Genomic DNA, 25,934 nt, shown 5'->3' on the forward strand with positions numbered 1-25,934 from the left:
GCTAAGCATGCTTCCACAATTTGGTCTCACCGAGTTCATGCTCGTGGCAATTGTTGCGTTGATTGTCGTGGGTCCGAAGGACCTGCCGCTGATGATGCGCAAGCTTGGCCAGTTCGTCGCCAAGGGCCGCGCCATGGCGCGCGAGTTTCAGTCTGCTTTCGATGATATTGCACGCCAGGCGGAGCTGGATGAGCTGCGCAAGGAAATTGAGGATCTGCGCCGTGACAATGCGCTGACCGACGCGGTCAATGACATGAAGAAGGCCGAAAGCGACATCAATCGCCGCGTGATGATGGAAAACCCCTGGCCCGAAGCGGGCAAGGAAGGCGGACCGGGTGTCATTTCAGATAGCAAGGATGCGCCGAGCACAACGGATGAGAGTCTTCCGGGTGAGAAGTCGGCTGCTTCGACCAGCGGAAAGGCTGAAGGCACGCCGGATGACCCAGCCAAGCCTGACGATGATGGCAAGAAGGCCGCGTCCTCATGAGCAAAGACATGCGGGCCGACGAGCAGCCGAACTTCACCGACGAAGACAGCGAGATGGAATCATCGCGCGCGCCGCTGCTCGACCATCTCATTGAGCTGCGTACCCGGCTGATCTGGTCGATTGCGGCGCTGGCCGGGGCGACGCTTCTCTGCTTTTTCTTCGCGCGGCCGCTCTACAACATCCTGCTCGACCCCCTGGTTCAGGTCGCTGAGCTCGAGCGCGGCGAGACGCGCTTCGAGCTGATATATACAGCGCCTCTGGAAGTGTTTTTCGTCGAGCTGAAGCTGGCGCTATTTGCCGGTGTCTTTGTCGCTTTTCCAGTCATGGGCTGGCAGATCTATTCCTTCGTGGCGCCGGGTCTCTACAAGCGGGAGAAGGGCGCCGTCCTGCCTTTCCTGATCGCCGCGCCTGTCCTGTTCCTGCTCGGTGCTTTATTCGTCTATTGGGTCATGCTGCCGCTGATCTCGAACTTTGCGCTCTCATTCGAGCAGCAGGCTGCAGAAGGGCGAGCGGCCATCACACCGCAGATCAAGGTGTCGGAGTACCTGTCGCTGGTCATGGCTCTGATGTTGGCGTTTGGTCTGAGCTTCCAGCTGCCGGTCGTGCTCAGCCTGCTCGGGCGGGCAGGGATCATTGGTAGCGATACGCTAAAGTCGGGGCGCAAGTACGCAGTTGTAGGTATCCTTGTCGCCGCAGCCTTCTTCACGCCGCCTGATCTTATCTCTCAGGTCATGCTGGCTGTGCCCGTCTTCCTTCTCTACGAGATCTCGATTGTCTGCGTCTCCATGATGGAGAAGAAGGCGGCAGAGGACGACGCGATAGACGCTGGCGATAATTGACGCCTGCTGGTTCAGTTCAGACGGTTCCGCTGGCGCGCCAATTAGACTAGACGCTTCGGCAAGAGACAAAGAGCTGCCTGAAGGCCAAACCCATGTTCGATATTCGCGCCATTCGTGAAAACCCTGACCACTTTCGCAAGGCCTGGAACCGGCGGACGTCCGGCCTCGGCGACAACGTCGATGACATCCTCGCCCATGATGCGGCCCTGCGTCAGGCGCTGACCGATAAGCAGGAGGCCGAAAGCGCGCGTAATGCCAATTCCAAGCTGATCGGCAAGGCAAAGGCGAGCGGCGATGAAGCCGAGTTTGAGCGCCTGCGCGATGAAGTCGCCAAGGCCAAGGAAACGATCGAGGCCGCTGGCGAACAGGAAGCTGCGGCCCGTAAGGAGCTGGAAGAGCTGATCCTCGGTCTGCCGAACCTTCCATTGGATGAAGTTCCGGAAGGCGAAGACGAAGCCGATAATGCTGAGCAGAAGAAGGTTGGCACGCCGACCGCGCTCGCCTTTGCGCCGAAGGACCATGCGGACCTTGGTGAAGCACTTGGCATGATGGACTTCGAGACCGCTGCCAAGATGTCGGGTTCGCGCTTCGTGCTGTTGCGCCACCAGCTTTCGCGGCTGGAGCGTGCGCTCGCAAACTACATGCTGGATGTCCAGACCGGAGAGCACGGATATCAGGAAACGAGCCCGCCATTCCTTGTACGTCCCAACGCGTTGGAAGGCACCGGCCAATTGCCCAAATTTGGTGAAGACTCCTTCGAGACGACAGACGGCATGTGGCTCATCGCGACGTCGGAAATCTCGCTCACCAATACGATTCGTGAAGACATCCTCGAAGGCGAAAGCCTTCCGCTTCGCATGACCGCGCATACGCCATGCTTTCGTTCGGAAGCGGGCAGTGCTGGGCGTGACACGAAGGGCATGATCCGCTTGCACCAGTTCAACAAGGTGGAGCTTGTCTCCATCGTCAAGGACGAAGCCGAAGGCCTTGAAGAGCTGGAGCGGATGACGCGCTGCGCCGAGACGATCCTTGAGCGTCTGGAGCTGCCTTACCGGCGCATGCTGCTCTGTACTGGCGATATGGGCTTCGGCGCCCGCAAGACCTACGACCTCGAAGTCTGGCTGCCGAGCCAGGACACCTATCGTGAGATCAGCTCGTGTTCCTATTGCGGGGACTTCCAGGCCCGCCGGATGAATGCCCGCTGGCGCGCGGCACCAAGCGCTGACAATCCAAAGCCGAAGCCAGAATTCGTGCATACGCTGAACGGCTCCGGCCTCGCGGTCGGTCGTACGCTTGTTGCGGTTCTGGAAAACTATCAGCGTGAAGATGGCACGATTGGCGTGCCGGCCGTGCTGCGGCCCTATATGGGCGGGCTTGAGGTGATTGGATGAGAATTCTCCTCACCAATGATGATGGGATCCACGCGCCGGGCCTATCGGTGCTGGAGTCGATTGCGAGAGAGCTCTCTGACGATATCTGGATTGCGGCGCCTGAGGTCGAACAGTCCGGCCAGTCGCGATCTATCACGCTGACCCAGCCCGTGCGCACGCGCGAAGTGCGTGAGAAATGCTGGGCGGTGATGGGCACGCCGACTGACTGTGTGCTTCTGGCCGTGCATGACCTGATGCCCGAAAAGCCTGACCTCATTCTGTCCGGCGTCAATCGTGGCCAGAATATCGCCGAAGATACGAGCCTCTCGGGGACGATCGCGGGCGCCATGTTCGGCATGCATCTTGGCGTGCCGTCCATCGCGCTAAGCCAGGCGCAGAGCTTTCGTGAGCGTGGCTCCCTGCCTTGGGAGACATCGAAAAGCTGGGGCGCCAGGGTCATCAAGCCGCTGATCGAGAAGGGCTGGCCGGATGATGTCGTGATGAACATCAACTTCCCGGACCGTGAGCCAGACGATGTCGCCGGAATCGAAGTCACGCGTCAGGGCTTCCGCGACGAACAGATCATTCATACCGAACGGCGCGAAGATCTGCGCGGCAACGACTATTTCTGGATTGGCTTCAAAGGCAGGCTGTCGCGTCCGCCGGAAGGCACTGATCTGAGAGCGATCTATGAGGGGCGCATCTCTGTGACGCCGCTCCATGTGGACCTGACGCACAACCGCTACCTCGAAACCCTGAAGGCTGAGTGGAAGCAGTGAGCACTGACCCGTTCCGCGCCGCCCGCTTCATCCTGCAGCTTCGCCAGCAGGGCATAAGGGACGATGCTGTTCTGTCAGCGATGGAGACTGTCGACCGGCGGGACTTTATCGACAAGTCGCTGCACAAGCTGGCGGTGGAGGACGCCGTCCTGCCGCTTGCCTGTGGTCAGGTTCTGCCCAAGCCGCTGACCGTCGCGCAGCTTCTCACGGCGCTGGGGATGACGCCGGGTCGCAAGGAAAGCTACCTGCTCATCGGCGCAGGCAGCGGCTATACGGCCGCGCTCATGGCGAAAATCGCTGGCAAGGTCTGGGCGGTTGATCGTTTCAAGACGCTAGTCGATGCAGCGCGTAGCAATCTAGATGCGTTAGGCATCCGGAATGTCAGTCTGCGTCAGGCCGATGGGTTTTCAGGCTGGCGCGAGCACGCGCCTTACAACCGCATCCTCGTCACAGGCGCGGTCACACAAATCCCTGAAGACCTTTCCGCGCAACTCGCTGTTGGCGGGAAAGTCGTTGCGCCGGTGATTGGCGTCGACGGTCGCCAGACCCTTCGCGTCGTCACCAAGGACGGCGCGCGCAGTCACTCACCGCTTGCCGAGCCACTCTTGCCGCTTGTCGAAGGGCTGGCTGAGGCGCTTTAGCGCCCGTATTAGCTTGCGGGACATTCACCCTGTGAGGCGATGCTGACGCCGGAAGCCGCTGCCGTGCAGGCATTGCCATAGGTCTTGCCATCGCAGCCGCAGACCGGATCGTATTGTTGGGTACACACTTCCGGGCGCGGCGCACAAATGCCCGAGCCGTCAGCAGTGTTGACGCATTGGCCGGGCCTGTCAGCGCAATAGAGACCCTCGCCACATTGAATCGCTGCGATGCCGCCGCACATTTCGCCTTCCGCTCGAGGTGTGTCGCCCGGGCGCGATGCCGGATCACCATCAACAGGGATCGGCTCTGGTTGGCAGGCAGCGAGCAGGAAGAGGCTGGCGGTCAGAAGGGCAAGGCGCATGTCATTTCCTCCGAAACGGTGTGGCTCAAAATGATTGGGCCACGCCTGCAGCCTGAATGCAAGCTGCGGGCGTGGCCCAAAATCGTCTTCTTGTCTGGCTGAACTAGCCTTTTGCGCCCTCAGCGAGGAGGCGGAAGATGTTCTGACCGTGCTCGCCGCCAGCGTTGAAGTGCGTCTGGGTCGACTTGTCGGTGATCTGATCCCACTTGGCGGCAACAGCTTCGGCCGTGAGGGCATCGCCCTGACCGACGAAGGCGCCGTTGGTCTCTACGATTTCTGCCATGGAGAATGCGCCGGCGCCAGCCGACAGGACCATGCCGGTCGGGGCGTCGTCCTTGACGAGGTTCATCACGCCTGGCGTGACATATTCCGGCTTCAGCTGCTTCAGGACTTCCTCAGGCATCAGGCCTTCGGTCATGCGGGTCGCGGCGACCGGGCAGACAGCGTTGATCTTGATGTTGTTCTTCGCGCCTTCAATCTTGAGCGTATTCATCATGCCGACGAGGCCGAGTTTGGCGGCGCCATAGTTGGCCTGGCCAAAGTTGCCATAGAGGCCGGTCGAAGAGGTGGTCACGACGATGCGGCCGAAATTCTGCTCCTTCATGATGTCCCAGGCCGCCTTGATAGGCTTGAAGGAGCCCATGAGGTGGACGTCGACGACGAGCTGGATGTCTTCCATCGTCATCTTGGAGAAGGACTTGTCGCGCAGGATGCCAGCATTGGCGATCAGGATGTCGATACGGCCCCACTTGTTCATGGCGTCATCGATCATCTTTTTGACGCCAGCGTCGTCGGTGACCGACGAACCGTTCGCGATGGCTTCGCCGCCAAGCGCTTCGATTTCCTTGACGACTTCGTCGGCCGCTGCCGAGCTGCCGCCCGATCCGTCCATCGATGCGCCGAGATCGTTCACGACGACCTTTGCGCCGCGGCGGGCGAGTTCGAGCGCGTGACAACGGCCAAGACCGCCGCCTGCACCGGTGACGATAGCGACTTTGCCGTCAAAACGAATGTCTGCCATGGGGTATCTCCTGACTGAGGTAAAACTTGACGGTCAGCCTTGCAGCACCCGCTCACGTAAACGTCAAGCATTCGCGCTGGGGAAGTGCTTGCTGGCGCCTGCTCGCCGTGCTGCAAGAAGCCACCTAATCAGCAAGGAGGACTGACATGCTCGCTTATGTGACGCTCGGGTCGAACAATATCGAGAAAGCCCTGGAATTTTATGACGGCTTCATGCCGACGGTCGGCGCGAAGCGCTTTTTCGACAATGGTCGGCTCTATTTCTACGGCACCGGGCCCGGCCAGCCCATGCTTGCTATCGGCGGCCCGTACGATGAGAAGGAAGCGACCTGTGGCAATGGCGTCATGCCGGCGATCGCATGTGCCGACAATGAAACGGTCGACAAGGCCTATGCGAAAGCGATCGAACTCGGTGCGACGCCGGACGGCGAACCCGGCAATCGTATGCCGACCTTCTATGGGGCTTATTTCCGTGATCCAGACGGCCACAAAATCTGTGTCTGCAAACTCGGCTAGGTTCTGAGTCTCAGTCACAAAATAAAGCCGCGGGGCCAATGAGGCGCCCGCGGCTTTTGTTTGGTCTGGTTGTCGGGCCGACTAGGCGACCTCGACCTTCCGCTCCAGTTTATCATCGTGAAGAAGGCGCTTCACGGCATCATCGATATAGCGAAGCAGTGGTTTGCCATCTGTCTCTGGTTGGCGATTTGCCCAATCGCTATGCGCCTGGCGCAGCTCGTTCAGTTTTTCCATCTTCTCATCGAGCGCAGCGGAGGAATTCATCACGCCGTCAATCTGGTCAGTCGTGACCGGTCGCGGTTCCATGTTGACCTTCTGGTCGCGTAGCGGGGTGAAAGTCTTGCGTTTCATGATCGCTCCTTCAATTGCTTGGTGTTCTACCGATTAAACAACGTGCTGGCAGACGCACCGTTCCGACAGAGGTTCTGAGTCCCGGGTCTGGTGGATACGGGGGACGCGCGATAAGGCTTGTGAGTCTAGAGGCATCAGGGAGTTGGCCGGATGGAATGGGGCTGGGACAATGCGCGCGCACTTCTGGGCATCGCGCTTATCTTCGCAATTGGCTGGGGCCTGTCTGAAAAACGCAGCCAGTTTCCGGTAAGACTGGTGCTTGGCGCTGTCGTCATGCAGTTCGCGTTTGCGCTTCTGCTGTTCGGTATCCCGTTCGTGCGAAACCTGCTCTTCAAGGCCAACTTCATAGTTGAAGCGCTTCAGGAAGCCACGCGTAACGGTACAAGTTTCGTCTTTGGTTATGTCGGTGACAACCAGGCCGCCAGCGAGATCATGACCGGCGATGCCCCGCCGCTTTTCTTCTTCCAGATTTTGCCTGTCGTCATCGTTGTTGCTGCGCTGTCGGCCATTCTCTGGCACTGGCACATCTTGCGCTGGGTCACGAAGGGCTTCGCCTTCATTTTCCGCAAGCTGATGGGCCTCGGCGGGGCAACCTCGCTCGCCGTGTCTGCGAACGTCTTCATGGGCATGACCGAGGCGCCCGTTCTCGTGAAGCCGTACATCAAAGGCATGACCCGGTCTGAGATTTTCATCCTGATGACGGCTGGTTTTGCGACCATCGCCGGCTCGGTTCTGGTCATTTATACGACATTCCTCGACGGCGTGATGGCGAATCCGCTGGCGCAGCTTCTGACCGCGTCCATCATCGCAGCGCCGGCTGCCGTCGCCATGGCGCTGGTCATGATCCCGGAGACGGTGGACTCCTCCGAGCGCGCGCATGAGCCGGACTTCAAATACAATTCGACCATGGACGCGTTTGCAACCGGCGCCGCCGATGGTCTCCAGATCGTTCTCAACATCGCCACCATGCTGATCGCGGCGCTTGCGCTTCTCTGGCTGGTGAATGCCGGTCTCGGCGCGCTTCCAGCCGTCAGTGGAGAACCGCTTTCGATTCAGCGCGTGCTCGGCTGGATATTCTCGCCGCTCATGTACATGATCGGTGTGCCATGGAGCGAAGCGCCGCTTTCCGGTTCGCTCATGGGCATCAAGACGGTGCTGACCGAGTTCGTGGCCTTCATTGAGCTTGGCAACGTGCCTGCCGATGCGATGGACCCGCGCACGCGCATTATCACGGCGCACGCGATCTGCGGCTTTGCGAACTTCGGTTCTATCGGCATCCTGATTGGTGGCCTGAACATTATCTGTCCGGAACGCCGCTCCACCTTCCTCGAACTCTCCTGGAAAACATTGATTGCGGGTACACTTGCGACGTGTCTTTCCGGTGCAGTCGTTGGGGCATTGCCGGTACAACTGTTCATTGGTGCCGCAGGCTAACGCAGCGATGGGGGTCGTCAGCCATAGGGCTGCGACCTACACTCTGGAACTCGTTTCTTTTCTGAATTTCGGGTTCTTTCATGCCGTCACGCCTTCTGCTTGCAACAACAGCAACCCTAGCTCTCGCGTCTTTAGCTGGAGCGGATGCCCAAACTGGTGACGGTGGTTCAAGGCTATCGCCTGTACTCGTCTTCGGCGACCGGACCAATGAGCAGCCAGGCAGTGTTGCGACAGTCGATGAAGACGTGATCGTCACGGTCAATGCAGATCACCCCGCGCAGATCCTGAATGAGTTGCCGGGCGTAAACGTCCAGATGAATTCGGGGCAGGAACATCTGATTGCGCTGCGCTCGCCCGTGCTGACGGGCGGTGCCGGCCAGGGAAGCTTCCTGATTCTCCAGAATGGTGTGCCGACGCGCTCACCCGCCTTTGGTAACGTCAACTCGCTGTTCGAGATCCATCACGAGACAGCAGATGCGATCGAGATCGTGCGAGGGCCCGGGTCCGCCAAGTACGGTTCGAACGCGGTACATGGCCTTATCAATGTCATTCTGGGCGCACCACAGCCCGGTTCGTTTGCTGATGCGCGTCTCTCGGGTTCGACGCTCAATCGCTATAAGGCAGATGTAACTGGTAATCTGGGCGACAAGGCACGGGTATCGCTGTCACTTCAGGACGATGCGGGTTGGCGTGATATTACTGGCGTCGAGCAGCAAAAGCTTTCGGCCCAGTATACGTTTGACGTGGCCGGATGGGACGGTCTCGCCTTCGTCAGTGCATCCAATCTCAATCAGGAAACGGGTGGCTTCATTCAGGGGTACAAGGCGTATCGCGATGATGACCTTGCAACGCAAAACCCGAACCCGGAGGCCTATCGCGATGCCCAATGGGCCATGGGGGCCGTCCGGCTGTCTCGTGAAATCGGTCCGGGCGAGCTTACGCTAACGCCATTCTATCGCTGGCAGGAGATGGAATTTGCCCAGCACTTCCTGCCGAATGGCGGCGTGGAAGAAAACGGGCACGATGCGTTCGGCCTTCAGTCGAAGTATGAGTTTGCAGCCAGTGATGCAGTGATGCTGCGTATTGGCGCTGACGCCGACATTGCTTCGGGCTGGCTGAAAGAAACCCAGCTTGAGCCGTTTGGGTTCTTCCCGGGCGATAGCCGCTTCCCGGTCGGGGTCCACTACGACTACACCGTCGATACGACCGTGTTTGCACTCTGGACCGAGGCCGAATGGGCGGTGTCTGATGAGCTGACCATTCTGGCAGGGCTGCGGGGGGAAACCCACGACTATGACTATGAGACGGACGTGCCGCCTGGGCCGAACGGCCGGTTCCTCGTGCCGGCGAACCGTGAAGATAGCTATGACTTGCTGACGCCGAAACTTGGCGCGATCTGGTCACCGGGTGATGGCTCTGTCAGCTATTACGCCAATTATTCGCGCGGAGAGCGCGCGCCTCAGGCCTCTGACCTCTACAGGCTGCAGAGCCAGCAGGGCATCGCTGAAGCCGATGTGGAATCGATGGACAGTTTTGAAGCTGGTGTTCGCGGCGCGGCGCTCAATGGGGGCATGATCTTTGACGTCGCAGCGTACTATGCTGAGAAAGAGAACTTCTTTTTCCGAGATTCCGACGGCCTTAACGTGACCGACGGGTCCACGCTGCATACCGGTATTGAAGCGCAGGCGAACTGGTTAGTGAACGAAGCGTTCACTATATCCGGGACCGCGAGTTATGCTGAGCACACATACACTTTCGACCGGATTGTCGCCGCAGGCTCCGAGGTCATCCGCGATGGCAATGAAGTCGATACCGCGCCAAATTGGCTTGGCGATATTCGTGTGACCTGGCACCCGACTGAGCGGTTCGAAGCCAGTCTTTCAGCCGAGTATATCGGTGAGTACTATGTCGATCCGGGCAATACGCAGACCTATCCAGGCCATACGTCAACGCATGCGCGCGCGTCCTACGCATTTAGCGAGACGCTGGAAGGCTTTGTCATCGTGCGAAACCTGTTCGACCTGAACTATGCAGACCGGGCGGACCTTGCCTTCGGCAATAACCGATATTTCCCGGGTGAGCCCCTGAACGCGACGTTCGGGGTGAGGAAGCGGTTTAATTAGCCGACTAGTCCTTTTTCCGACCTCCCCGCTTTTGCTGGAGAGGCGGCGTGTGTGTGCTGAATTGTTGCTCCTAAATCGTTAGAAATCTTCGCCACGGAAGGCTTCGCATGCCGCCTGTGGCGCGCTACACCTCTCGGCAAACCGAGGAGGAAACCGATGAAGCTTTATCACAGCCCGCAAGCGCCGAATCCGGAACGCGTGACCAACTTCCTGAAAGCCAAGGGCAAGCTTGGTGCGGTCGAGATCGAAGAGATCTCGATCATGAAGCAGGAACACAAGACCGATGACTACCGAAAGGTTTCTCCTTTCTCGCAGGTGCCGTCTCTCGTGCTTGATGACGGAACCACGCTGACAGAAAGCCGGGCAATCTGTACCTATTTCGAAGGTGTTTTCCCTGAGCCGAACCTGATGGGAGCCGATCCGAAGGAGAAGGCGCTGATCGAGATGTGGGACCGCCGCGTTGAACTCATGCTCTTCATCCAGTTCGCGACCTGGTTCCGCAACACGCATCCGGCGATGGCGCCGCTAGAGGTTCCGCAATTGCCCGAGGTCGGCGCAAAGGCAGAGAAGGGCGCGCGGGCCATGGCAAAGCGCATCAATGCGCATCTGGCGGAAAACGATTTCCTTGCTGCGGGTCGCTTCTCAATTGCCGATATCACGCTCTACTGCTTCACCGGTTTTGCTGGCGTAATGAAATGGAAACCGCACGAAGAGTTCGAGAATATCGGGAAGTGGCGCGAGCGTGCGAAAGAACAGATCGGCTAGTCCTGCTCGTAAGCGAGATATCCTGTCTCGTCTCCAATCTTGAAAGTCGAAGTGAAAGACTTGCCATCGACGATGATCCGGAGGGTGTAGTTGCCCTCCGGAAACCGATCAAAGTTGAGAAAGGTGTATCCGGGCCACGCTTCATCATTGAAGCTGGACTTGCGGAGAAATTCGAGACCCTCTCGGTACCAGATGCGCTCAAACGATGCGCCCTCGTCGACATTGACCAGATCAAACGTCACCATCAGCGTCGTGGTGTTTTCGTCGAATGACTGCGACGTTTCCAGACAGGAAAAGCTCTCCGTGGAGAAGTTTTCTTCCGTGCAGAACTGAATGTTCGCGATGCTGGCCTCAGCGTCCCGGTCACTGAAAACGAACATGGCGCCGATGAGCGTCAGACCGGCAAGCGCGATTGCGGCTGCTGTGGCGACCCATTTGCTGTTGCGTGGTCTTAGAGGAGGGTCGTCAGGTGCGTAAGAGTTAGATGGCGAGGGCTTTTCTGCCGTTGCTTGCCTTTTTCGTGCATCAATCGATTTGCGACGTGCGTCGATCAGCGCCTTGAGCCATATGCTACGCTGGCCTGCCGATCTGGTGATCAGATCGGCAAGGGAGCGAAGTTTGTCCAGACGCGGCACCGACGCGCCACTTCGCCAGCTCTGGATTGATCTCTTATCCACGGAAGTCGCCGTCTCAGCGAAGGCGGCTTCCAGCGCTTCGTCGCTCCATGGCTGGAAGTGACCGCGAGCGTCCACCGGCTGCCCGATGCCATGATCGCATATAAACTGGAAGAGCTCCCGGAAGTCGTGGTCGTTCGGAGGCTCGTGAAAAATGTAATCTGCCATGCGGCATCACGCATACCATGTTCACGTATGGTTGAAACCCTGCAAGAAAAATATGGTAGTGAAAACAGGGGCATGTTCGTCCAAACTTCGGCGGAACTTCGGTAACGGCATTTTGTGGCAGCGCGAAAATGATGTCGATTAGCGGCTTGAGCGAACCCATTCGCAATGACCTGAACTGAGCCGATCTGGAGACACGATGATGAAATCCTCAATCAAAGTGGCATCGACGCAGAAACCGCTAACGGCGAAAGCGGCGTTCATGCTGGCCTGCATCATGATGATGGAAAACAAGGATAGCGGGGATGACACGACGCAAATCGTTCGCGCCCTTCACTGCGCAATCAGTTGTCCCGACTGGCAGGCGGCTTCCGCTGCTTGGGAGTTGCGGGAGAGCCCTGAAGACTGCCTGCAACTGCTGAAAGGCACCATGAACAGAGAACAGAGCAACTGCGCCATCGCCAATCTCACTGAGATCGCTCTTGCAGCAGGGGTGCTTTCAGACGAAAGCCGCATACTTTTGCATCAGATCAATGATGTGCTTGAGCCGATGCCAGGGCTGCTAGATCAGGCGATCTTTATCATTGGCTGCAAGAATAATCGGGATGCTCTAACCTCAACCGGCAATGATGCGCTTCATCAGGGCCACTCTGGATCGGACGGCCCTCTGGGGGTGTATCACTGACATCTCGCCGGATGAGTGGTTCGCACCAGCCGGTAGCCACAGTCGAGCGTGTCCAGCTTCAATAGATGCCCATAGCTCGTTTCCCAAGAACCGTCTTTGAGATCGCGATCAAGCTGTTCCAGTCCGTCCGACACGTCGCCTATTTTCCAGAAGGACGACATGGCGCGGCGGATACGCGGGTCGAGATAGGCGGCAGGCCGCCTCCAATAGGCGGCGAGAAAGCCGTCGGTGCAATCATGGGGGATCGGAACGGCGTCGATCACGACTTCGCCCAGCCAGTCTGCGTACCGCTCCATTGGGGGCATGGTGGCTTCATCCAGCGTAAGCAGCGCTGGGAAATAATCGAATAGCCAGAAGTCCTTATGATTGGCATCGAAAGTGAGGAACACGACGGGCCCGCGCGTTACCCTTCGCATCTCTACGCAGCCTCTGGCCTGATCGCTCCAGTGATGGATAGTCAATACGGCCATTGAGGCATCGAACCTCTTGTCGGCGAAGGGCAGGGACTCGGCCGAGCCCTGTATCGCCACGGCATCTGATGCTGGGCGCTGGGCGATCATCTCTGCCGAAGGCTCAAGCGCTGTCAGCTTGCGCCCTTGCGGTTCGTATGAGCCGCTTCCCGCGCCGACATTCAGAATAGTTCTGGCGTCACCAATCGCCGCATGGATCTGGCGCGCGATCCGCGGGTCGGGTTTGCGAAGCTGGGCGTAGTCGACGCCGATGGTGTCATAGAGCGCGTTCATCGGCTCATTGGTATCACCAATCCGAAGAAGGTTCGCACGTTACTTACCCTGCAGCATTGCGCGACTACTCTGCTGCGACAGGCTCGCGCTGCGCCGAGAGCCAGGTATCAATGTCCTGCAGCGCCCGAACGGCTTGAACGCCTTTCTTGGCGCGGCCCTTTGCCTTGCCGCGAATGCGTTTGCCTTCCTCATCCTTTGTCGGGACGGTGCCCGGTTCCGGATCAGGGAAGAGGCCGAAATTAATGTTCATCGGTTGGAAGCTTTGTTTGCCCTCAAGGTGGCCGCCCGTGATGTGACCGACAAGAGCGCCGAGCGCGGTAGTTGGTGGCGGCGGCGCAAGCTCTAGCCCGAGGCGTTCGGCTGCGGCGAACCGACCAGCGAGAAGACCCATGGCAGCGCTTTCGACATAGCCTTCGACGCCCGTTATCTGACCTGCGAAACGAAGCCGTGGCATCGACTTCATGCGCAGCTGTTCGTCGAGCAGCTTTGGTGAGTTGAGGAAAGTGTTGCGGTGAATGCCGCCAAGGCGAGCGAACTGTGCGTTCTCCAGTCCCGGGATCATCCGGAAGATGTCGGCCTGTGCCCCGTATTTCAGCTTGGTCTGGAAACCGACCATGTTCCAGAGCGTGCCGAGCGCATTGTCTTGGCGCAGCTGAACTACGGCATGGGCTTTCACGTCCGGATTGTGCGGGTTTGTAAGCCCAACTGGTTTCATCGGACCAAAACGAAGCGTCTCGCGCCCGCGCTCTGCCATAACTTCGATAGGCAGGCACCCCTCGAAGTACGGCGTGTCCTTTTCCCAATCCTTGAACTCGGTTTTCTCACCGGCGATCAGCGCGTCGATGAAGGCGTTATACTGTTCCTCATTCATGGCGCAGTTGATGTAGGCGGCTTTCTCGCCGTGCGGGCCGGGCTTGTCATAGCGGCTTTGGCGCCACGCCTTGTCCATGTCGATGCTCTCGAAATAGACAATGGGTGCGATCGCGTCGAAGAAGGCGAGATCCTCCTCGCCCGTATGCGCGCGAATGGCTTCGGCGAGCTTGATTGAGGTCAGTGGGCCCGTCGCAATGATGACGCTGTCCCAGTCTTCTGGCGGGATGTCGTCGATCGCTTCGCGCACGATGGTGATGTTCGGGTGAGCTTCGAGGGTGGCGGTGACATCCTCGGAAAAGCCTTCGCGGTCCACAGCCAGCGCGCTGCCGGCCGGGACGGAGTGCTCACCGCCCTTTGTGATGATCAGGCCATTCGCCCGGCGCATTTCTTCATGCAGCACGCCGACGGCGTTTGACGTGTGATCGTCGGAGCGGAAGGAGTTCGAGCAGACGAGTTCTGCCAGCTTGTCAGTCTGGTGCGCCTCGGTGCCGCGTACGCCGCGCATCTCATGGATAATGACGGGCACGCCCATATTTGCAGCTTGCCAGGCGGCTTCGGACCCGGCCATGCCGCCGCCAATGATGTGGATCGGTTTGATGCTCATGTCCCGCGATGTGCTGCTTCGTGGCCGCTAGGTCAAGCTGACGCGGGCATCATGGCTGGACGGAAAGTCGCGGCATCATAGCTACGGTGCGGTGCCTGCCGGTTGTGGTGGGATGATACTGTTTCCGAAAGGCTTACTCACTGACCGCCGCGCTCAATGGTCTTGTGCGGTCGGTCAGTGGGCTTTTTGTCGGCGCAGGTCGGGCAATCGGGCTTCTGGCAACCGGAGCATGGATTGGTGTCCTGGCAGGTGGTTTTCTGGGTCTCGCGATTGCGACTGTTGTAGCTAACGCCGTTTCCGGCTTGATCGGTCTTTCAATTATCCGGCGCCACCCATTGAAGGATGTGGATGCGGGCCGAAGTACATCGCCCGATTGCTACGAAAGCGATTAAAGGCGAGGGAGTGGTGGATCTGATGAAAGCCAGAGGACCAACCAGACTGTGACTGATTTTCCTGAGAAGAGCGCTTTGGAACCAGATGACTGGGCCGCGTTCAGACAGCGCGCCCATGAGACGCTGGACCGGGCGCTCGACCGGCTTGAGCAGGCCGGGACGGGTAGTGTCTGGTCACCCGTGCCGAAAGACGTGGAGTCGCAGCTAGAGCAGGCGCTCGTCGCTGCACCGCTTGAGGCCGATGCTTGCGATGCGGCGCTTGCGTCTTTGCTCCCCTACGGGGTTGGAAACACCCATCCACGATTTTTGGGCTGGGTGCATGGCAGTGGGACACCGTTCGGCTTGCTGCCAGCAATGATTGAAGCGTCACTCAACGCCAATTGCGGCGGGCGAGATCATGTGGGCCTCAAGGTCGAGCGCGCCTTGACCGCGTGGGTCGCTGAACAGTTTGGCTTTCCGCAAACGGCGAGCGGTCTGGTCGTAACGGGTACGTCGATGGCGACAGTCGTCGCCCTGAAGGTGGCTCGCGATGCCGCGCTTGGTTTTGCTTCGCGAGAGACCGGCGTCGATGGATCGAAGCTGGTTGCCTATACCTCTGCCGAGGCGCATGCGTGCAACGCCCGCGCCCTGGACATATTGGGTCTGGGGACATCGGCGCTGCGTAAAATCGCTGTGAACGGCGCGTTCCGCATGGACCTGTCGGCTCTCAAGTCTGCGATTGATCGGGACAGGGCAGCCGGACTTGTTCCATTCGCCGTCATTGGCACAGCCGGTACGGTCAATACCGGAGCAATTGATGATCTGGGCGGTCTTGCGGTTATCGCAGAACAGGAAAAGCTATGGTTTCACGTTGACGGTGCGTTTGCGGCTTCGGGAATCTTGAGCGACGAAGTCGCGCCCAAGCTGCGCGGCATAGAGCGCGCGCATTCCATTGCTTTCGATTTCCATAAATGGCTACACGTCAATTATGATGCAGGTTTTGTTTTGGTCCGCGATGAAGATCTGCATCGCCGTACGTTCTCGACGCGCCCGGAATATCTGAAGGCTGCCGAAAGAGGGTTGGCGGCTGGCAATCCGTGGCCGGTTGAGTTCGGACCAGAGCTGTCGCGAGGCTTCCGTGCGCTCAAAGTCTGGGCGCACATTGCTGAGTTCGGGCCGCAGCGACTTGGCGCCGCGATTTCTGAAAACTGTCAACTCGTCAGAACACTAGCCGCACTTGTTGACGATGCACCGTCTCTTGAACGTCTGGCGCCTGTCGAAACATCCATATGTTGCTTCCGCTATCGGGCTGATGGTCTGACTGAATCTGAACTCGATGCTCTGAATGAGGAAATCGTTGTCCGGCTTCAGGAAACTGGCGTTGCGGCACCATCCACGACGAAAGTGAATGGCAAACTTGCGATACGCGTTAATATAACCAATCACAGGACCCGCGAAGCTGATCTTCATGTGCTGCTGGGCGCTATAGATGATCTAGCACCTGAAGCACTCGCGCAGTTTCGCCATACCTGACCGGAGGCATCCTTGCGAAACGGCCTGCAAAAAGCTGACAGCTTGGGCGTTGCCGCTCACACGAGACAGGGTTACCTCAACTAGTATGACATCCAGCTTCAAAACGCCCCCGCAGGACATCCTCGCAACACTCATCGACCAATGCCTGGCTGCAGGTGCGACGGCCGCTGATTGTTCGCTAGCAGTCTCTGATGGCGTCAGCGTCGATGTTCGCGACGGCAAGCTCGAAAATGTAGAGCGCAGCGAGTCTCAGGGCGTCTCGCTTCGGGCCCTTTTTGGGCAGCGGCAGGCGCATGTTTCGGGTTCGGATCTTTCAGACGACGCGCTGCGAACGATGGCCGAACGATGCGTCGCAATGGCGAAGGCCGTTCCAGAGGACAGGTTCGCGGGTCTGCCTGATCATGATCTTCTGGAGACCAATCCTCCAGAACTTGATCTCGAAGGAGACGGCGAGATCGCGCTCGAGAAGCTCGAATCAGATGCGATTGAGGCAGAGGCTGCAGCATTGGCGATAAAGGGCGTGAAGACGGTTGCAGGTTGCGGCAATGGCTGGAGCCGGTCCGAGCGCTGGGTTGCAGCGAGCAATGGTTTCTCATCTTACCTCGCGGGCGGATCTACGAGTCTTGGGCTCGCTGCCGTTGCGATGCGTGACGACGCCATGGAGCGCGACTACGACAGCTGGAGCGTGCGCAAGATGGCTCACCGGCCGTCACCAGCAGAGATTGGCCGCACCGCCGGCGAACGCGCTGTTGCACGGCTCGGCCCGCGCAAGGTGAAGACACAGAAGGCCGCGGTTATTTATGACAAGCGTGTTTCATCCAGCCTTATCGGTGCATTCCTGTCAGGGATTTCCGGCCCGTCCGTGGCTCGTGGCGTCAGCTTTCTGAAAGACCGGATGGACCAGAAGGTCTTTGGCGATGGACTGAACATCATAGATGATCCGTTTCTTGAGCGGGCCCTCGGTTGCCGCAATCATGATGGGGAGGGGCTCCCGGTCGCGAAGTCGGCACTGGTCGAGGACGGCGTCCTGACGCGCTGGCTGCTCAACACGTCTTCGGCGCGCCAGCTAGGCTTACGGCCGAATGGCTTTGCGGCGGGCGGCTTCGGTAACCCACCGGGCGTCGGCACATCGAATACGCATATCGAAGCAGGTGCGAAGACACCTGAAACGCTGATGTCGGAAGCGGGCAAAGGCCTTCTCGTCACGGACATGTTTGGACCGTCGATCAATCCAAACACCGGCGACTATTCGGTCGGTGTAGCTGGCTTCTGGTTCGAGAATGGCGAAATCCAGCACCCGGTATCGGAGGTGACGATTGCCGGGGACTTGCCGGCGATCTTTGCCCGTCTCATTCCGGCGTCAGATCTCGAATTCCGAGGCCGCATCAATGCGCCAAGCCTTCTGGTTGAGGACATGTCGATTGCAGGCAATTGAGACGGCTTTCAGCGATGATTTCATGCTTCTTCAGGAAGCCGTGATTGAGGCTGGAAATATGGCGCTTGCTCGATTCGAGCGGGGAGACACCAAGGCATGGGAGAAGACGCCGGGCCACCCCGTTACCAATGCCGACCTGGAAGCTAATCGCATCATCAAGCGCCACTTGTCGGGCAACAGGCCGGATTATGGCTGGTTGTCTGAGGAAACCGCGCTTTCCCGCGATACACACCTTACCGATACTGTTTGGTGTGTCGATCCGATCGACGGCACGCGCGCATTCATGGGGGGGGAGCCTTACTGGGCTATCGCTGGCGCCCTGGTGAAAGACGGACATGCGGTTTGCGGCGTGGTTCACGCACCTGCACTCGGAGAAACTTATGCGGCAGAGCGTGGCAAGGGAGCCTGGCTGAACGGACAGCGATTGCTGACCAGCAGCTGCGACGAAGAAACAGGGTGCAAGATGATCGCATCCGAATCGATGCTCACGCATCCGGCGTGGCGTGTCCCTTGGCCAGATATGAAGCTTGCCCGTCCGAAGCCGAATGCGACCCTGCTGCGCATGTGCTGGGTGGCAACCGGAGAATGGGATGCGACGCTCGCGCTGTGGCGTAAATCGGATTGGGACCTTGCCGCAGGGGCAGTTATTGTTGAAGAGGCTGGCGGCGTTGCGACAACGCATCTAGGCGAGCGCTTCAGATTCAATCGCAGTGAACCGGCACAACGTAGTCTCATTGCGGCTGGAAAGCGCCTGCATCCTCTGTTAGTGGAGCGCGTCAAAGGCGTCCGACTGCCTGATCCGAACTGGACGGTCAGGCCATATGACAGGGCGAGTGAAACGGAGCAGACGAAAATGGCTGATATGCCGGAGACCAAGCAACTTCTTCACCTCGTCATTGGCGGTGAGTTGAAAGACGTGCGCGGCATTGAGTTCGAAGACCTTTCCAAGTTGGACTTTGTGGGGGCCTTCCCAAGCTACAAAGCGGCCTATGATGCCTGGAAGAATGCAGCGCAACGCACCGTGGACCACGCGGAAATGCGCTACTTCATCCTTCATGCGCACAGGCTGCTCGACCCTGAAACGGGCTCTCATCATCACGTCTGACATGGCGAGCGGGCCGGAACGCACTCACAGCCTTTTCAGGCTGATCAAGGAGCGGTTCAGGCCTCACCTTAGATGGTTTGTCATCGGTACGGGCTGCGCAGCCGTAACGGCGGTTGCGGCCGCATCTTATGGTTATCTTCTGAAACTGGTCGTGGAAGGCCTTGAGGACCTTGCGGGGCCACAGACCGCCTCCGTGCCGTCCAGCCTGTGGTGGCTGATCGGCATTATCGGGCTCGCGGCAGCGTTACGATCCCTGTCACTTTACGGCATGACGCTGGCCAACAATACCGGTGTGCAGCGCGCCATTGTAGACATTCAGGCCGATCAGTTCGCTTCGCTGACCGAAGGGGACTTTGCGCGTCTGTCAGCTGACAGGTCAGGCGGGTTTGTTTCGCGTTTCATCAATGATGTGAATGCGATCCGCGACGCCGGTCTTCGACTTGCGAATAATCTGACCAAAGGCGTGCTCACCGTCATTGGCGTCCTGATCACCATGTTCATCATGGACTGGAAGCTGACGCTGATTTTGCTTCTCGTTTATCCGATTGCCTTCGGGCCGGTCATCAGCCTCGGCAATCGTGTTCGCAAGCGATCCAAGCGGGCACAGAAACAGATCGGCGAAGTGGCCTCGCTCCTGTCAGAGAGTTTCCAGTCGGCGCGCGTGGTCAAGGCCTATGGGCTGGAAGAGTACCAGAAGGGCAGGGCAAAGCGCGGCTTCGTCGAGCGCTCGCGGTTGTTCCTGAAAGTCCTCACGGACAGGGCCGCCGTGGATCCAATCCTGGAGATTACCGGGGGGCTCGCACTGGTCGGCATACTGGCCCTGACCGCGTGGCGCATTGCAGACGGTGACACATCTCTCGGCAACTTCGTCGGCGTCATCGGCGCGGTCGCAGTTGCGGCGCCAGAAGTGCGCGCGCTTGGCACGTTGAATGCGGTTGCGCAGGAAGGGGGCGCAGCCGCTGATCGTGTCTTCGAGATCATTGACGCCGAGCCGCAGATCAAGGATCGCGCCGATGCCCGCACACTTGAGAATGCCCGCGGCAGCGTGGAGTTTCGGGACGTCCACTTCGCTTATCCTGACGGGTCGCAGGCTCTAAAAGGCCTCAGCTTTTCTGCCAGCCCAGGGGAAACAGTGGCGCTGGTCGGGCCATCAGGCGCTGGGAAGTCTACAGTTTTCAATCTCTTATTGCGACTTTATGAGCCTGTTTCTGGATCGGTCATGGTCGATGGATCAGATGTGCGCGCCTATACGGGGGCGAGCCTACGCAGGTCCACGGCGCTCGTCGCTCAAGAAGCGTTGCTGTTCGATGATACCGTCGCTGCCAACATCGCGCTTGGCCGTATGGGCGCGAGCCTGGAAGAGATCAAGGGCGCCGCTCGCGCGGCCAGCGCCCATGACTTCATCCTTGGGCTTCCCGGCGGTTACGAGGCGCCATGCGGTGAAATGGGGCGCAACCTTTCTGGCGGTCAGCGACAGCGTATCTCTCTCGCCCGCGCGATCATCCGTCAGGCACCAATTCTGCTGCTCGACGAAGCGACGTCCGCACTCGATGCCGAAAGTGAGGCCAAAGTACAGGCAGCGCTCGCCGAGTATGCGAAGGACCGTACGACGCTTGTTATTGCTCACAGGCTATCGACAGTGCGTTCGGCCGATCGCATCATTGTCCTGGACGACGGCCGGGTCGCAGAAGAAGGCACCCATCACGATCTGATACGCGAGGGCGGTCTCTACAAGCAGCTCGTCGAGCTACAGCTTAGCTAGCCATAACTGCGCTGTTGCGGCATCTGCTTGGCTGAAGCGCTGAGGAATTTCGTTAGCTTCTCGGCGCTTTCGGCGCCTTGTACCGCAATGCGACGCATCGCTATGTAGGTTGGAACGCCGCCGATACCCATCTCGCGGAAAAGGTTTTCTTCTTCGCGGACCGCTTCGGCGTCGGCTCCGGAGTCTAACAGACGGGCCACGATATCGCGCTCAAGTCCGATGGACTCTCCAATGTCTGCAAGCACGTCATAATCCCCGATGTCCTGGGCATGCTCAAAGTAGGCAGAGAATAGCGCCTCTTTCGCCTCGACGCCTTTGCCCTGGCCCTGCGCCCAGCGAACCAGCCGGTGGGCATCGAAACTGTTAGGACGGTGGCGTAGCTCACCGAAATTAAATGGTATGCCTTCTTCTTCGCCATACTGGACGAGGGCTTCCCGCATGGACGCCCAGCGATTGTCTTCGGTTTCAGGTCCGAACTTGCTGGCCATGTAATCACGATAATTGACGCCGCCCTGTGGAATGGTCGGATCGAGTTCGAATGGGCGGAAGACAAGCTCAACGTCTACGTCTTCAACGAGATCGATTGCTCTACGGATCCGCCGGAGGCCAAGCCAGCACCAGGGGCATACGAGATCGGATACCATTTCGATGGTCAGCTTGTTCATCTGTTCCTCCTTGGTGGCGTCGGGTGCCTAGATTATCGCCGACAGCGTAAAGCCAGCGACAAGTATTAGTGCCGCCCATGCGTTTGATTTGAACACCATCAGCGCGTGGTCGTCGCCCTGGTTCATCTTGTAGACCTGCCAGATCGCTTGGCCAAAGAAGGCGATCACTGCAAGCACAGCGAGGGGCATGCCACCGTTCGCGGCAACTGCGCCGCCAAAGAACGCGGTCGCTGCGAGATAGAAGCAGAACGCGCCGAGGATCGTTTGCTCACCGAGAAGCCTTGCCGTCGATCGCACGCCTATGAGCGCATCGTCGTCCCGATCCTGCATGGCGTAGATCGTGTCATAGCCGACGGTCCAAGCCGCAAAGCCGATATAGAGCAGGATAGTGCCGAACGAGACATGGGTAGCCATCGCCGCAGCAACGAGCACGCCCCAGTTGATGGTGAAGCCGAGCCAGACCTGCGGCCACCACGTCACACGCTTCATGAATGGGTAAGCGGCGATGAGCGGAAGGGCAAGCAGGGACACTATTTTCGCGTCAGTCGGGATACATAGCCAGGCAATAAAGGCCACAGCGACCTGTATGCCGAGGAACACATAGGCTTGAGTAACAGTCACATCGCCAGCTGGCAGCGGCCGGTTCGCGGTTCGTGCGACCGCGCCGTCAAAGTCTCGGTCAGTGATGTCATTCCATGTGCAGGCCGCGCCCCGCAACGTGATAGCGCCGACTATAATCAGTATATCCCACCAGATATCGATCCACGCAAAAGCGGTTTCCATGCGCGTATAGGCGAGCGAAGCCAGTGCCGGAAGCATGACGAGCCACGTGCCGATTGGACGGTCGAGACGGGCTAGCGCCGCGTAGGGGCGTAGCGTGTCCGGCAAAGACGTGAGCCAGCCCGGTAATGCGCTGTCTGCCGGGGCTTTGGCAGCACTGCTTCCAGCACCTTCGGCCGATTCTTGTTGCGATACAGCGTCCGGAGTTTCAGGCGGCGTACTTAGTGTGATCGGTTCGTTCATGGGCTCGGTATAACCGCAATCACGCCTCAGGCGATAGACACGGTCTTGCGATTAATGAAGGCCTTGATGCCGTCTGCTGCAAGTTCGCGCCCATAGCCTGATGCCTTGACGCCGCCGAAGGGCAGGCGGGGGTCGCTGGCTACTTTTGAATTTACGAATGTGGAGCCTGCATCGAGATCACGAATTGCCATCTCAATCTCGGCTTTGGCGGCCGTGCAGATGGACGAGCCGAGTCCGAAAGGGCTGTCATTTGCGCGCTCGATGGCCTGTGAGAGGCTGGAGACTTTCCATAGCGAAGCAACCGGGCCGAACATCTCTTCGTGGGCGGCTGGCGCTGTATCAGGGGCGTCTTCCAGAATTTGCGGTCCGTACCACCAGCCCTTGTCCGGCGATGACCGTGCTTCAAGTAGCGGCCTGGCGCCTGCTGCCACTGACTTGTCGACCTGTTCGGTGAGATCATCGCGAAGCGCCTTCATGGCGAGTGGGCCGATGTTCGTGTCGTCCGCCAGAGGATCGCCAATCTTCAAGGCCTTCATCCCCTCAACGAAGCGGTCGCGAAATTCGTCATAGATATCTTCATGAGCGAAGAAGCGTTTAGCCGCGATGCAGGACTGGCCATTGTTCTGTACGCGGGCGTCGATAGCCGTCTCGACCGCGCTCTCGATATCAGCCGAAGGCATGACGATGAAGGCGTCGGTCCCTCCAAGCTCCAGCACGGTTGGCTTGATCTCGTCACCGGAGATCGAGGCGACTGAAGCGCCTGCCGGGCCAGACCCGGTCAGGGTTGCCGCGCGCACGCGCCGGTCGCGCAGGACATTCTCGACGCCGTCTGAACCGATCAGCAGGGTCTGAAAGCAGCCAACCGGAAAGCCGGCCTCGCGGAAAACGTCCTCGATGTTTAGGGCGCAGCGCCAGACATTCGATGCATGCTTCAGAAGACCAACATTGCCCGCCATCAGTGCCGGCGCAGCAAACCGGAAGACCTGCCAATAGGGAAAATTCCATGGCATGACCGCCAACACCGGACCGATAGGCAGATGACGCACGAAGGACTGGCTGGCGTTGGTCTTGATCTTCTCGTCTTTGAGATAGCCTTCGGTGTGCTCGGCATAATGGCGGCAAACCCAGGCACACTTCTTCAACTCACCTTCGGCCTGCGCCAGCGGTTTGCCCATCTCTCGGCTCATGGCCGGGGCCCAGTCGCGGACGTGGCTCTCCAGCACCTCGGCAGCATTCTCCATGAGCTTGGCGCGTTCATCAAAACTGGTCAGCCGCCAGTCGGCGTAACGTTGATCAGCCTTGGCAAGCGCGGCGTCCACGTCGACCTGACTGTGAGGGTCGAAAGTTTCGATGACTTCTTCAGTGGCGGGATTGATGGAGCTGACACTCATCGTGCGGCCTCGCTGGTTTTGGCTTAACTCTCTGACAACAGAAGCCTATATGGTCGCCATGAGTTCCGTTCCCAGACTTTTCATTGATGCGGCCCTGTCTTCAGGAGAGATGGTCGCGCTAAGCGACAACCAGGCGAATTACATTCTGCGTGTCATGCGGCTTGGGGAAGGTGCGCCTGTCCGGGTCTTTAACGGACGAGACGGTGAGTGGCGTGCGGCTGTCGTGCCCCGGAGCGGTAAGCGCGCTTCTATCGTGCCCGACAGACAGTCGAGGCCACAGGTGGAAACGCCCGATCTTACCTTGTTTTTCGCGCCGCTGAAGAAGGCGCGTACTGATTTCGTCGTAGAGAAAGCATGCGAACTTGGTGTGCGTCGTATTCAGCCAGTCATGACCGAACGCACGCAGTCGAGCCGGGTGCGCCGGGACCGGTTACAGTCAGTGGTAATCGAGGCGGCTGAGCAGACCGAGCGAATGGACGTGCCAGAAGTGTTTGATGATGTGCCGCTGATCAGCGCACTTGAAGGCTGGCCATCAGGTAAACCGCTTTATTACTGTGATGAAGCAGGCGATGCGAGACCCATGCGCGAGGTGTTGTCAGAGGCCCGCGACACCGCCGCAGGAGTCCTCATCGGCCCAGAGGGTGGCTTTTCTCCGAAAGAGCGCGAGTGGCTCCGAAAAATTGAGCATATTCAACCGGTAACACTGGGACCGCGTATTCTTCGTGCGGAGACAGCTGTGGTTGCTGCGCTCACACTATGGCAATCTTGTGTTGGCGACTGGCAGGAACATCCCTATCTGCCTGAAACCGAAAACGGCTAGAGGGGCCGGCATGACAACGCCTACATCCGACATCGACGAGAACGCCCCGCGTATCGCGTCAAAATCCGAGCTCGTCGAATGGATAGAGCAGGGCAGCGCACCTAAAGCCGACTGGCGAATTGGTACCGAGCACGAAAAGTTCGGCTTCATCCGCGAAGGTCTGAAACCACTGCCATATGACGGCGATGTTTCAATTCGTGCGATGCTCGAAGGTCTTTCCGACAAGTTCGGCTGGGAACCGATTTCCGAGTCCGGACTGCTCATCGGTCTGAAGAAGGACGGCGCGAGCGTCAGCCTTGAGCCGGGCGGGCAGTTCGAGCTTTCGGGCGCGCCGCTTGAGCACATCCACCAGACCTGCAACGAGGTTGGCGACCACCTCAAGGAAGTGCGGGAGATCGCTGACCCGCTTGGCGTTGGTTTTCTGGGGATGGGCTCTTCACCCCTCTGGAGCATGGCGGATACGCCAATGATGCCGAAGGGTCGTTACGCCATCATGCGGGACTACATGCTCAAGGTCGGGCGCCTTGGGCGCGAGATGATGTTCCGGACCTGTACGGTGCAGGTAAACCTCGACTTCGCGTCTGAAGCCGACATGGTGAAGAAGTTGCGCGTATCGCTGGCGCTTCAGCCGCTCGGTACGGCTCTTTTCGCAAACTCACCTTTCACCGAAGGCCGCCCGAACGGGTTCCTGTCTTACCGCTCGCACATCTGGACCGACACGGATCCAGATCGGTCCGGCATGTTGCCTTTCATGTTTGAGGATGGTGCCGGTTTTGAGAGGTATGTCGACTACGCGCTTGACGTGCCGATGTATTTCGTTCGCCGCGGTGGCAAGTATCTCGACGCCTCTGGCAAGAGTTTTCGCGACTTCATGAAGGGCGAGCTGGACATACTGCCCGGTCAAAAGCCGGCCATCGACGACTTTGTCGATCATCTTTCGACGATCTTTCCGGAGGTCCGGCTGAAGCGCTTTCTTGAGATGCGCGGATCCGATTCCGGGCCGTGGAGTCGTCTATGTGCATTCTCAGGTTTCTGGACCGGCATTCTGTACGAGCAGAGCTCGCTCGATGCAGCATGGGACCTCGTGAAGAACTGGTCGGCGTCGGAACGTGAAGCCATGCGTCAGTCAGTTCGAGTGCTTGGTCTTCGTACGCCGATCCCTGGCGGCGGCACGCTTCAGGACCTGGCCAGGCAAGTGTTGGCGATCAGTCGGAACGGACTCAAGGCGCGCGCCAGGTATAATAGCTCCGGTGACGATGAGACCGGTTTCATCGCGGAGCTCGACGAGATCGCCGAAAGCGGGCTGACACCAGCGGACCGACTGCTTGACCTCTATCATGGTGAATGGGGCAGGCGGGTCGAACCAGCCTTCGAAACGCTGGCATACTAGCGAGCCTT

Annotated in this window: 25 protein-coding genes; 16 read left to right on the forward strand and 9 right to left on the reverse strand. The window is 58.9% G+C overall.

Going from position 1 to position 25,934, the window contains the following annotated elements:
* Positions 1–7 precede the first annotated feature (7 nt).
* From tatB to O4G74_RS12900, 5 genes are all read left to right on the forward strand, one after another.
* Positions 8–487 (forward strand): Sec-independent protein translocase protein TatB, encoded by a 480-nt coding sequence (gene tatB, locus O4G74_RS12880; protein WP_269403019.1) that lies wholly within the window; start codon positions 8–10, stop codon positions 485–487.
* Positions 484–1,326, forward strand: coding sequence for a twin-arginine translocase subunit TatC (gene tatC, locus O4G74_RS12885; protein ID WP_269403020.1), 843 nt, complete (start codon positions 484–486; stop codon positions 1,324–1,326). The genes tatB and tatC overlap by 4 nt, the downstream gene beginning before the upstream one ends.
* A 92-nt stretch (positions 1,327–1,418) precedes the next feature.
* Entirely contained in the window at positions 1,419–2,717 is a 1,299-nt protein-coding gene (serS, locus tag O4G74_RS12890) for a serine--tRNA ligase (RefSeq protein WP_269403021.1), read from the forward strand.
* A complete protein-coding gene (gene surE, locus O4G74_RS12895) occupies positions 2,714–3,475 on the forward strand; it encodes a 5'/3'-nucleotidase SurE (protein ID WP_269403022.1) in 762 nt (253 codons plus the stop codon). The genes serS and surE overlap by 4 nt, the downstream gene beginning before the upstream one ends.
* Positions 3,463–4,116 (forward strand): protein-L-isoaspartate(D-aspartate) O-methyltransferase, encoded by a 654-nt coding sequence (locus tag O4G74_RS12900; protein ID WP_269403023.1) that lies wholly within the window; start codon positions 3,463–3,465, stop codon positions 4,114–4,116. The genes surE and O4G74_RS12900 overlap by 13 nt, the downstream gene beginning before the upstream one ends.
* Before the next feature lie 8 nt (positions 4,117–4,124).
* Here O4G74_RS12900 and O4G74_RS12905 read toward each other — a convergent pair whose 3' ends face one another.
* Together O4G74_RS12905 and O4G74_RS12910 are read right to left on the reverse strand one after the other, a co-directional pair.
* Entirely contained in the window at positions 4,125–4,478 is a 354-nt protein-coding gene (locus tag O4G74_RS12905) for a Kazal-type serine protease inhibitor family protein (protein WP_269403024.1), read from the reverse strand.
* Positions 4,479–4,581: 103 nt separating this feature from the next.
* Positions 4,582–5,499 (reverse strand): SDR family NAD(P)-dependent oxidoreductase, encoded by a 918-nt coding sequence (locus O4G74_RS12910; protein WP_119454224.1) that lies wholly within the window; start codon positions 5,497–5,499, stop codon positions 4,582–4,584.
* 146 nt (positions 5,500–5,645) lie between these two features.
* Between O4G74_RS12910 and O4G74_RS12915 the strand changes: the two genes are divergently transcribed.
* Entirely contained in the window at positions 5,646–6,014 is a 369-nt protein-coding gene (locus O4G74_RS12915) for a VOC family protein (protein ID WP_269403025.1), read from the forward strand.
* Between the two features lie 81 nt (positions 6,015–6,095).
* Here the strand turns inward: O4G74_RS12915 and O4G74_RS12920 are convergent, their stop codons facing one another.
* Complete coding sequence (locus O4G74_RS12920) at positions 6,096–6,365, reverse strand: hypothetical protein (protein WP_269403026.1); 270 nt, start codon at positions 6,363–6,365, stop codon at positions 6,096–6,098.
* A gap of 150 nt (positions 6,366–6,515) precedes the next feature.
* Between O4G74_RS12920 and O4G74_RS12925 the strand changes: the two genes are divergently transcribed.
* The 3 genes from O4G74_RS12925 to O4G74_RS12935 all read left to right on the forward strand — a co-directional run bounded on the left by O4G74_RS12925 (position 6,516) and on the right by O4G74_RS12935 (position 10,687).
* A complete protein-coding gene (locus O4G74_RS12925; protein ID WP_269403027.1) occupies positions 6,516–7,799 on the forward strand; it encodes a NupC/NupG family nucleoside CNT transporter in 1,284 nt (427 codons plus the stop codon).
* A gap of 80 nt (positions 7,800–7,879) precedes the next feature.
* Positions 7,880–9,922: a TonB-dependent receptor gene (locus O4G74_RS12930; RefSeq protein WP_269403028.1), complete on the forward strand. Its 2,043-nt coding sequence runs from the start codon at positions 7,880–7,882 to the stop codon at positions 9,920–9,922.
* 156 nt (positions 9,923–10,078) lie between these two features.
* Entirely contained in the window at positions 10,079–10,687 is a 609-nt protein-coding gene (locus O4G74_RS12935) for a glutathione S-transferase family protein (RefSeq protein WP_269403029.1), read from the forward strand.
* Here the strand turns inward: O4G74_RS12935 and O4G74_RS12940 are convergent.
* Positions 10,684–11,529 carry a hypothetical protein gene (locus O4G74_RS12940; protein WP_269403030.1) on the reverse strand — a complete coding sequence of 282 codons (846 nt, stop codon included), beginning with the start codon at positions 11,527–11,529 and terminating at the stop codon, positions 10,684–10,686. The two genes, O4G74_RS12935 and O4G74_RS12940, sit on opposite strands and share 4 nt — an antisense overlap.
* A gap of 196 nt (positions 11,530–11,725) precedes the next feature.
* On the opposite strand from O4G74_RS12940, the gene O4G74_RS12945 reads away from it, so the two are divergent.
* A complete protein-coding gene (locus tag O4G74_RS12945; RefSeq protein WP_269403031.1) occupies positions 11,726–12,211 on the forward strand; it encodes a hypothetical protein in 486 nt (161 codons plus the stop codon).
* Here the strand turns inward: O4G74_RS12945 and O4G74_RS12950 are convergent.
* Both O4G74_RS12950 and trmFO read right to left on the reverse strand, forming a co-directional pair.
* On the reverse strand, positions 12,205–12,954 hold the full coding sequence (locus O4G74_RS12950; RefSeq protein WP_269403032.1) for a class I SAM-dependent methyltransferase: 750 nt from the start codon (positions 12,952–12,954) through the stop codon (positions 12,205–12,207). The genes O4G74_RS12945 and O4G74_RS12950 overlap by 7 nt on opposite strands.
* 64 nt (positions 12,955–13,018) lie before the next feature.
* A complete protein-coding gene (gene trmFO / locus O4G74_RS12955) occupies positions 13,019–14,431 on the reverse strand; it encodes a methylenetetrahydrofolate--tRNA-(uracil(54)-C(5))-methyltransferase (FADH(2)-oxidizing) TrmFO (protein WP_269403033.1) in 1,413 nt (470 codons plus the stop codon).
* Between the two features lie 440 nt (positions 14,432–14,871).
* Between trmFO and O4G74_RS12960 the strand changes: the two genes are divergently transcribed.
* From O4G74_RS12960 to O4G74_RS12975, 4 genes are all read left to right on the forward strand, one after another.
* Entirely contained in the window at positions 14,872–16,335 is a 1,464-nt protein-coding gene (locus O4G74_RS12960) for a pyridoxal phosphate-dependent decarboxylase family protein (protein WP_269403034.1), read from the forward strand.
* Between the two features lie 85 nt (positions 16,336–16,420).
* On the forward strand, positions 16,421–17,770 hold the full coding sequence (locus O4G74_RS12965) for a TldD/PmbA family protein (RefSeq protein WP_269403035.1): 1,350 nt from the start codon (positions 16,421–16,423) through the stop codon (positions 17,768–17,770).
* A 22-nt stretch (positions 17,771–17,792) separates the two neighbouring features.
* A complete protein-coding gene (locus O4G74_RS12970) occupies positions 17,793–18,875 on the forward strand; it encodes an inositol monophosphatase family protein (protein WP_269403036.1) in 1,083 nt (360 codons plus the stop codon).
* On the forward strand, positions 18,775–20,637 hold the full coding sequence (locus O4G74_RS12975; protein WP_269403037.1) for an ABC transporter ATP-binding protein: 1,863 nt from the start codon (positions 18,775–18,777) through the stop codon (positions 20,635–20,637). The genes O4G74_RS12970 and O4G74_RS12975 overlap by 101 nt, the downstream gene beginning before the upstream one ends.
* Here the strand turns inward: O4G74_RS12975 and O4G74_RS12980 are convergent.
* From O4G74_RS12980 to O4G74_RS12990, 3 genes are read right to left on the reverse strand one after another with little or no spacing between them, the layout of a single operon-like run.
* On the reverse strand, positions 20,634–21,302 hold the full coding sequence (locus O4G74_RS12980) for a DsbA family oxidoreductase (RefSeq protein ID WP_269403038.1): 669 nt from the start codon (positions 21,300–21,302) through the stop codon (positions 20,634–20,636). The two genes, O4G74_RS12975 and O4G74_RS12980, sit on opposite strands and share 4 nt — an antisense overlap.
* A gap of 27 nt (positions 21,303–21,329) precedes the next feature.
* Positions 21,330–22,325: a 4-hydroxybenzoate octaprenyltransferase gene (locus tag O4G74_RS12985; RefSeq protein WP_269403039.1), complete on the reverse strand. Its 996-nt coding sequence runs from the start codon at positions 22,323–22,325 to the stop codon at positions 21,330–21,332.
* A gap of 26 nt (positions 22,326–22,351) precedes the next feature.
* Entirely contained in the window at positions 22,352–23,716 is a 1,365-nt protein-coding gene (locus O4G74_RS12990; protein ID WP_269403040.1) for an NAD-dependent succinate-semialdehyde dehydrogenase, read from the reverse strand.
* Here O4G74_RS12990 and O4G74_RS12995 point away from each other — a divergent pair.
* Both O4G74_RS12995 and O4G74_RS13000 read left to right on the forward strand, forming a co-directional pair.
* Complete coding sequence (locus tag O4G74_RS12995) at positions 23,700–24,536, forward strand: 16S rRNA (uracil(1498)-N(3))-methyltransferase (RefSeq protein ID WP_269403041.1); 837 nt, start codon at positions 23,700–23,702, stop codon at positions 24,534–24,536. The genes O4G74_RS12990 and O4G74_RS12995 overlap by 17 nt on opposite strands.
* 10 nt (positions 24,537–24,546) lie before the next feature.
* Positions 24,547–25,926, forward strand: a complete 1,380-nt coding sequence (locus tag O4G74_RS13000; protein ID WP_269403042.1) for a glutamate--cysteine ligase — start codon at positions 24,547–24,549, stop codon at positions 25,924–25,926.
* Positions 25,927–25,934 lie beyond the last annotated feature (8 nt).

This window comes from Henriciella marina, assembly GCF_027213945.1.
Classification (GTDB): Bacteria; Pseudomonadota; Alphaproteobacteria; order Caulobacterales; family Hyphomonadaceae; genus Henriciella; species Henriciella marina_A.

Coding starts and splice junctions, on each gene's coding strand:
- O4G74_RS12940 (WP_269403030.1), bottom strand. CDS start 11,529: ATGGCAGATTACATTTTTCACGAGCCTCCGAACGACCACGACTTCCGG.
- serS (WP_269403021.1), top strand. CDS start 1,419: ATGTTCGATATTCGCGCCATTCGTGAAAACCCTGACCACTTTCGCAAG.
- trmFO (WP_269403033.1), bottom strand. CDS start 14,431: ATGAGCATCAAACCGATCCACATCATTGGCGGCGGCATGGCCGGGTCC.
- O4G74_RS12935 (WP_269403029.1), top strand. CDS start 10,079: ATGAAGCTTTATCACAGCCCGCAAGCGCCGAATCCGGAACGCGTGACC.
- O4G74_RS12905 (WP_269403024.1), bottom strand. CDS start 4,478: ATGCGCCTTGCCCTTCTGACCGCCAGCCTCTTCCTGCTCGCTGCCTGC.
- O4G74_RS12950 (WP_269403032.1), bottom strand. CDS start 12,954: ATGAACGCGCTCTATGACACCATCGGCGTCGACTACGCCCAGCTTCGC.
- tatB (WP_269403019.1), top strand. CDS start 8: ATGCTTCCACAATTTGGTCTCACCGAGTTCATGCTCGTGGCAATTGTT.
- O4G74_RS12995 (WP_269403041.1), top strand. CDS start 23,700: ATGGAGCTGACACTCATCGTGCGGCCTCGCTGGTTTTGGCTTAACTCT.
- O4G74_RS12975 (WP_269403037.1), top strand. CDS start 18,775: ATGCAGCGCAACGCACCGTGGACCACGCGGAAATGCGCTACTTCATCC.
- O4G74_RS12920 (WP_269403026.1), bottom strand. CDS start 6,365: ATGAAACGCAAGACTTTCACCCCGCTACGCGACCAGAAGGTCAACATG.
- O4G74_RS12965 (WP_269403035.1), top strand. CDS start 16,421: ATGACATCCAGCTTCAAAACGCCCCCGCAGGACATCCTCGCAACACTC.
- O4G74_RS12930 (WP_269403028.1), top strand. CDS start 7,880: ATGCCGTCACGCCTTCTGCTTGCAACAACAGCAACCCTAGCTCTCGCG.
- O4G74_RS12985 (WP_269403039.1), bottom strand. CDS start 22,325: ATGAACGAACCGATCACACTAAGTACGCCGCCTGAAACTCCGGACGCT.
- O4G74_RS12915 (WP_269403025.1), top strand. CDS start 5,646: ATGCTCGCTTATGTGACGCTCGGGTCGAACAATATCGAGAAAGCCCTG.
- O4G74_RS13000 (WP_269403042.1), top strand. CDS start 24,547: ATGACAACGCCTACATCCGACATCGACGAGAACGCCCCGCGTATCGCG.
- O4G74_RS12970 (WP_269403036.1), top strand. CDS start 17,793: ATGCTTCTTCAGGAAGCCGTGATTGAGGCTGGAAATATGGCGCTTGCT.
- surE (WP_269403022.1), top strand. CDS start 2,714: ATGAGAATTCTCCTCACCAATGATGATGGGATCCACGCGCCGGGCCTA.
- tatC (WP_269403020.1), top strand. CDS start 484: ATGAGCAAAGACATGCGGGCCGACGAGCAGCCGAACTTCACCGACGAA.
- O4G74_RS12910 (WP_119454224.1), bottom strand. CDS start 5,499: ATGGCAGACATTCGTTTTGACGGCAAAGTCGCTATCGTCACCGGTGCA.
- O4G74_RS12990 (WP_269403040.1), bottom strand. CDS start 23,716: ATGAGTGTCAGCTCCATCAATCCCGCCACTGAAGAAGTCATCGAAACT.
- O4G74_RS12980 (WP_269403038.1), bottom strand. CDS start 21,302: ATGAACAAGCTGACCATCGAAATGGTATCCGATCTCGTATGCCCCTGG.
- O4G74_RS12925 (WP_269403027.1), top strand. CDS start 6,516: ATGGAATGGGGCTGGGACAATGCGCGCGCACTTCTGGGCATCGCGCTT.
- O4G74_RS12945 (WP_269403031.1), top strand. CDS start 11,726: ATGATGAAATCCTCAATCAAAGTGGCATCGACGCAGAAACCGCTAACG.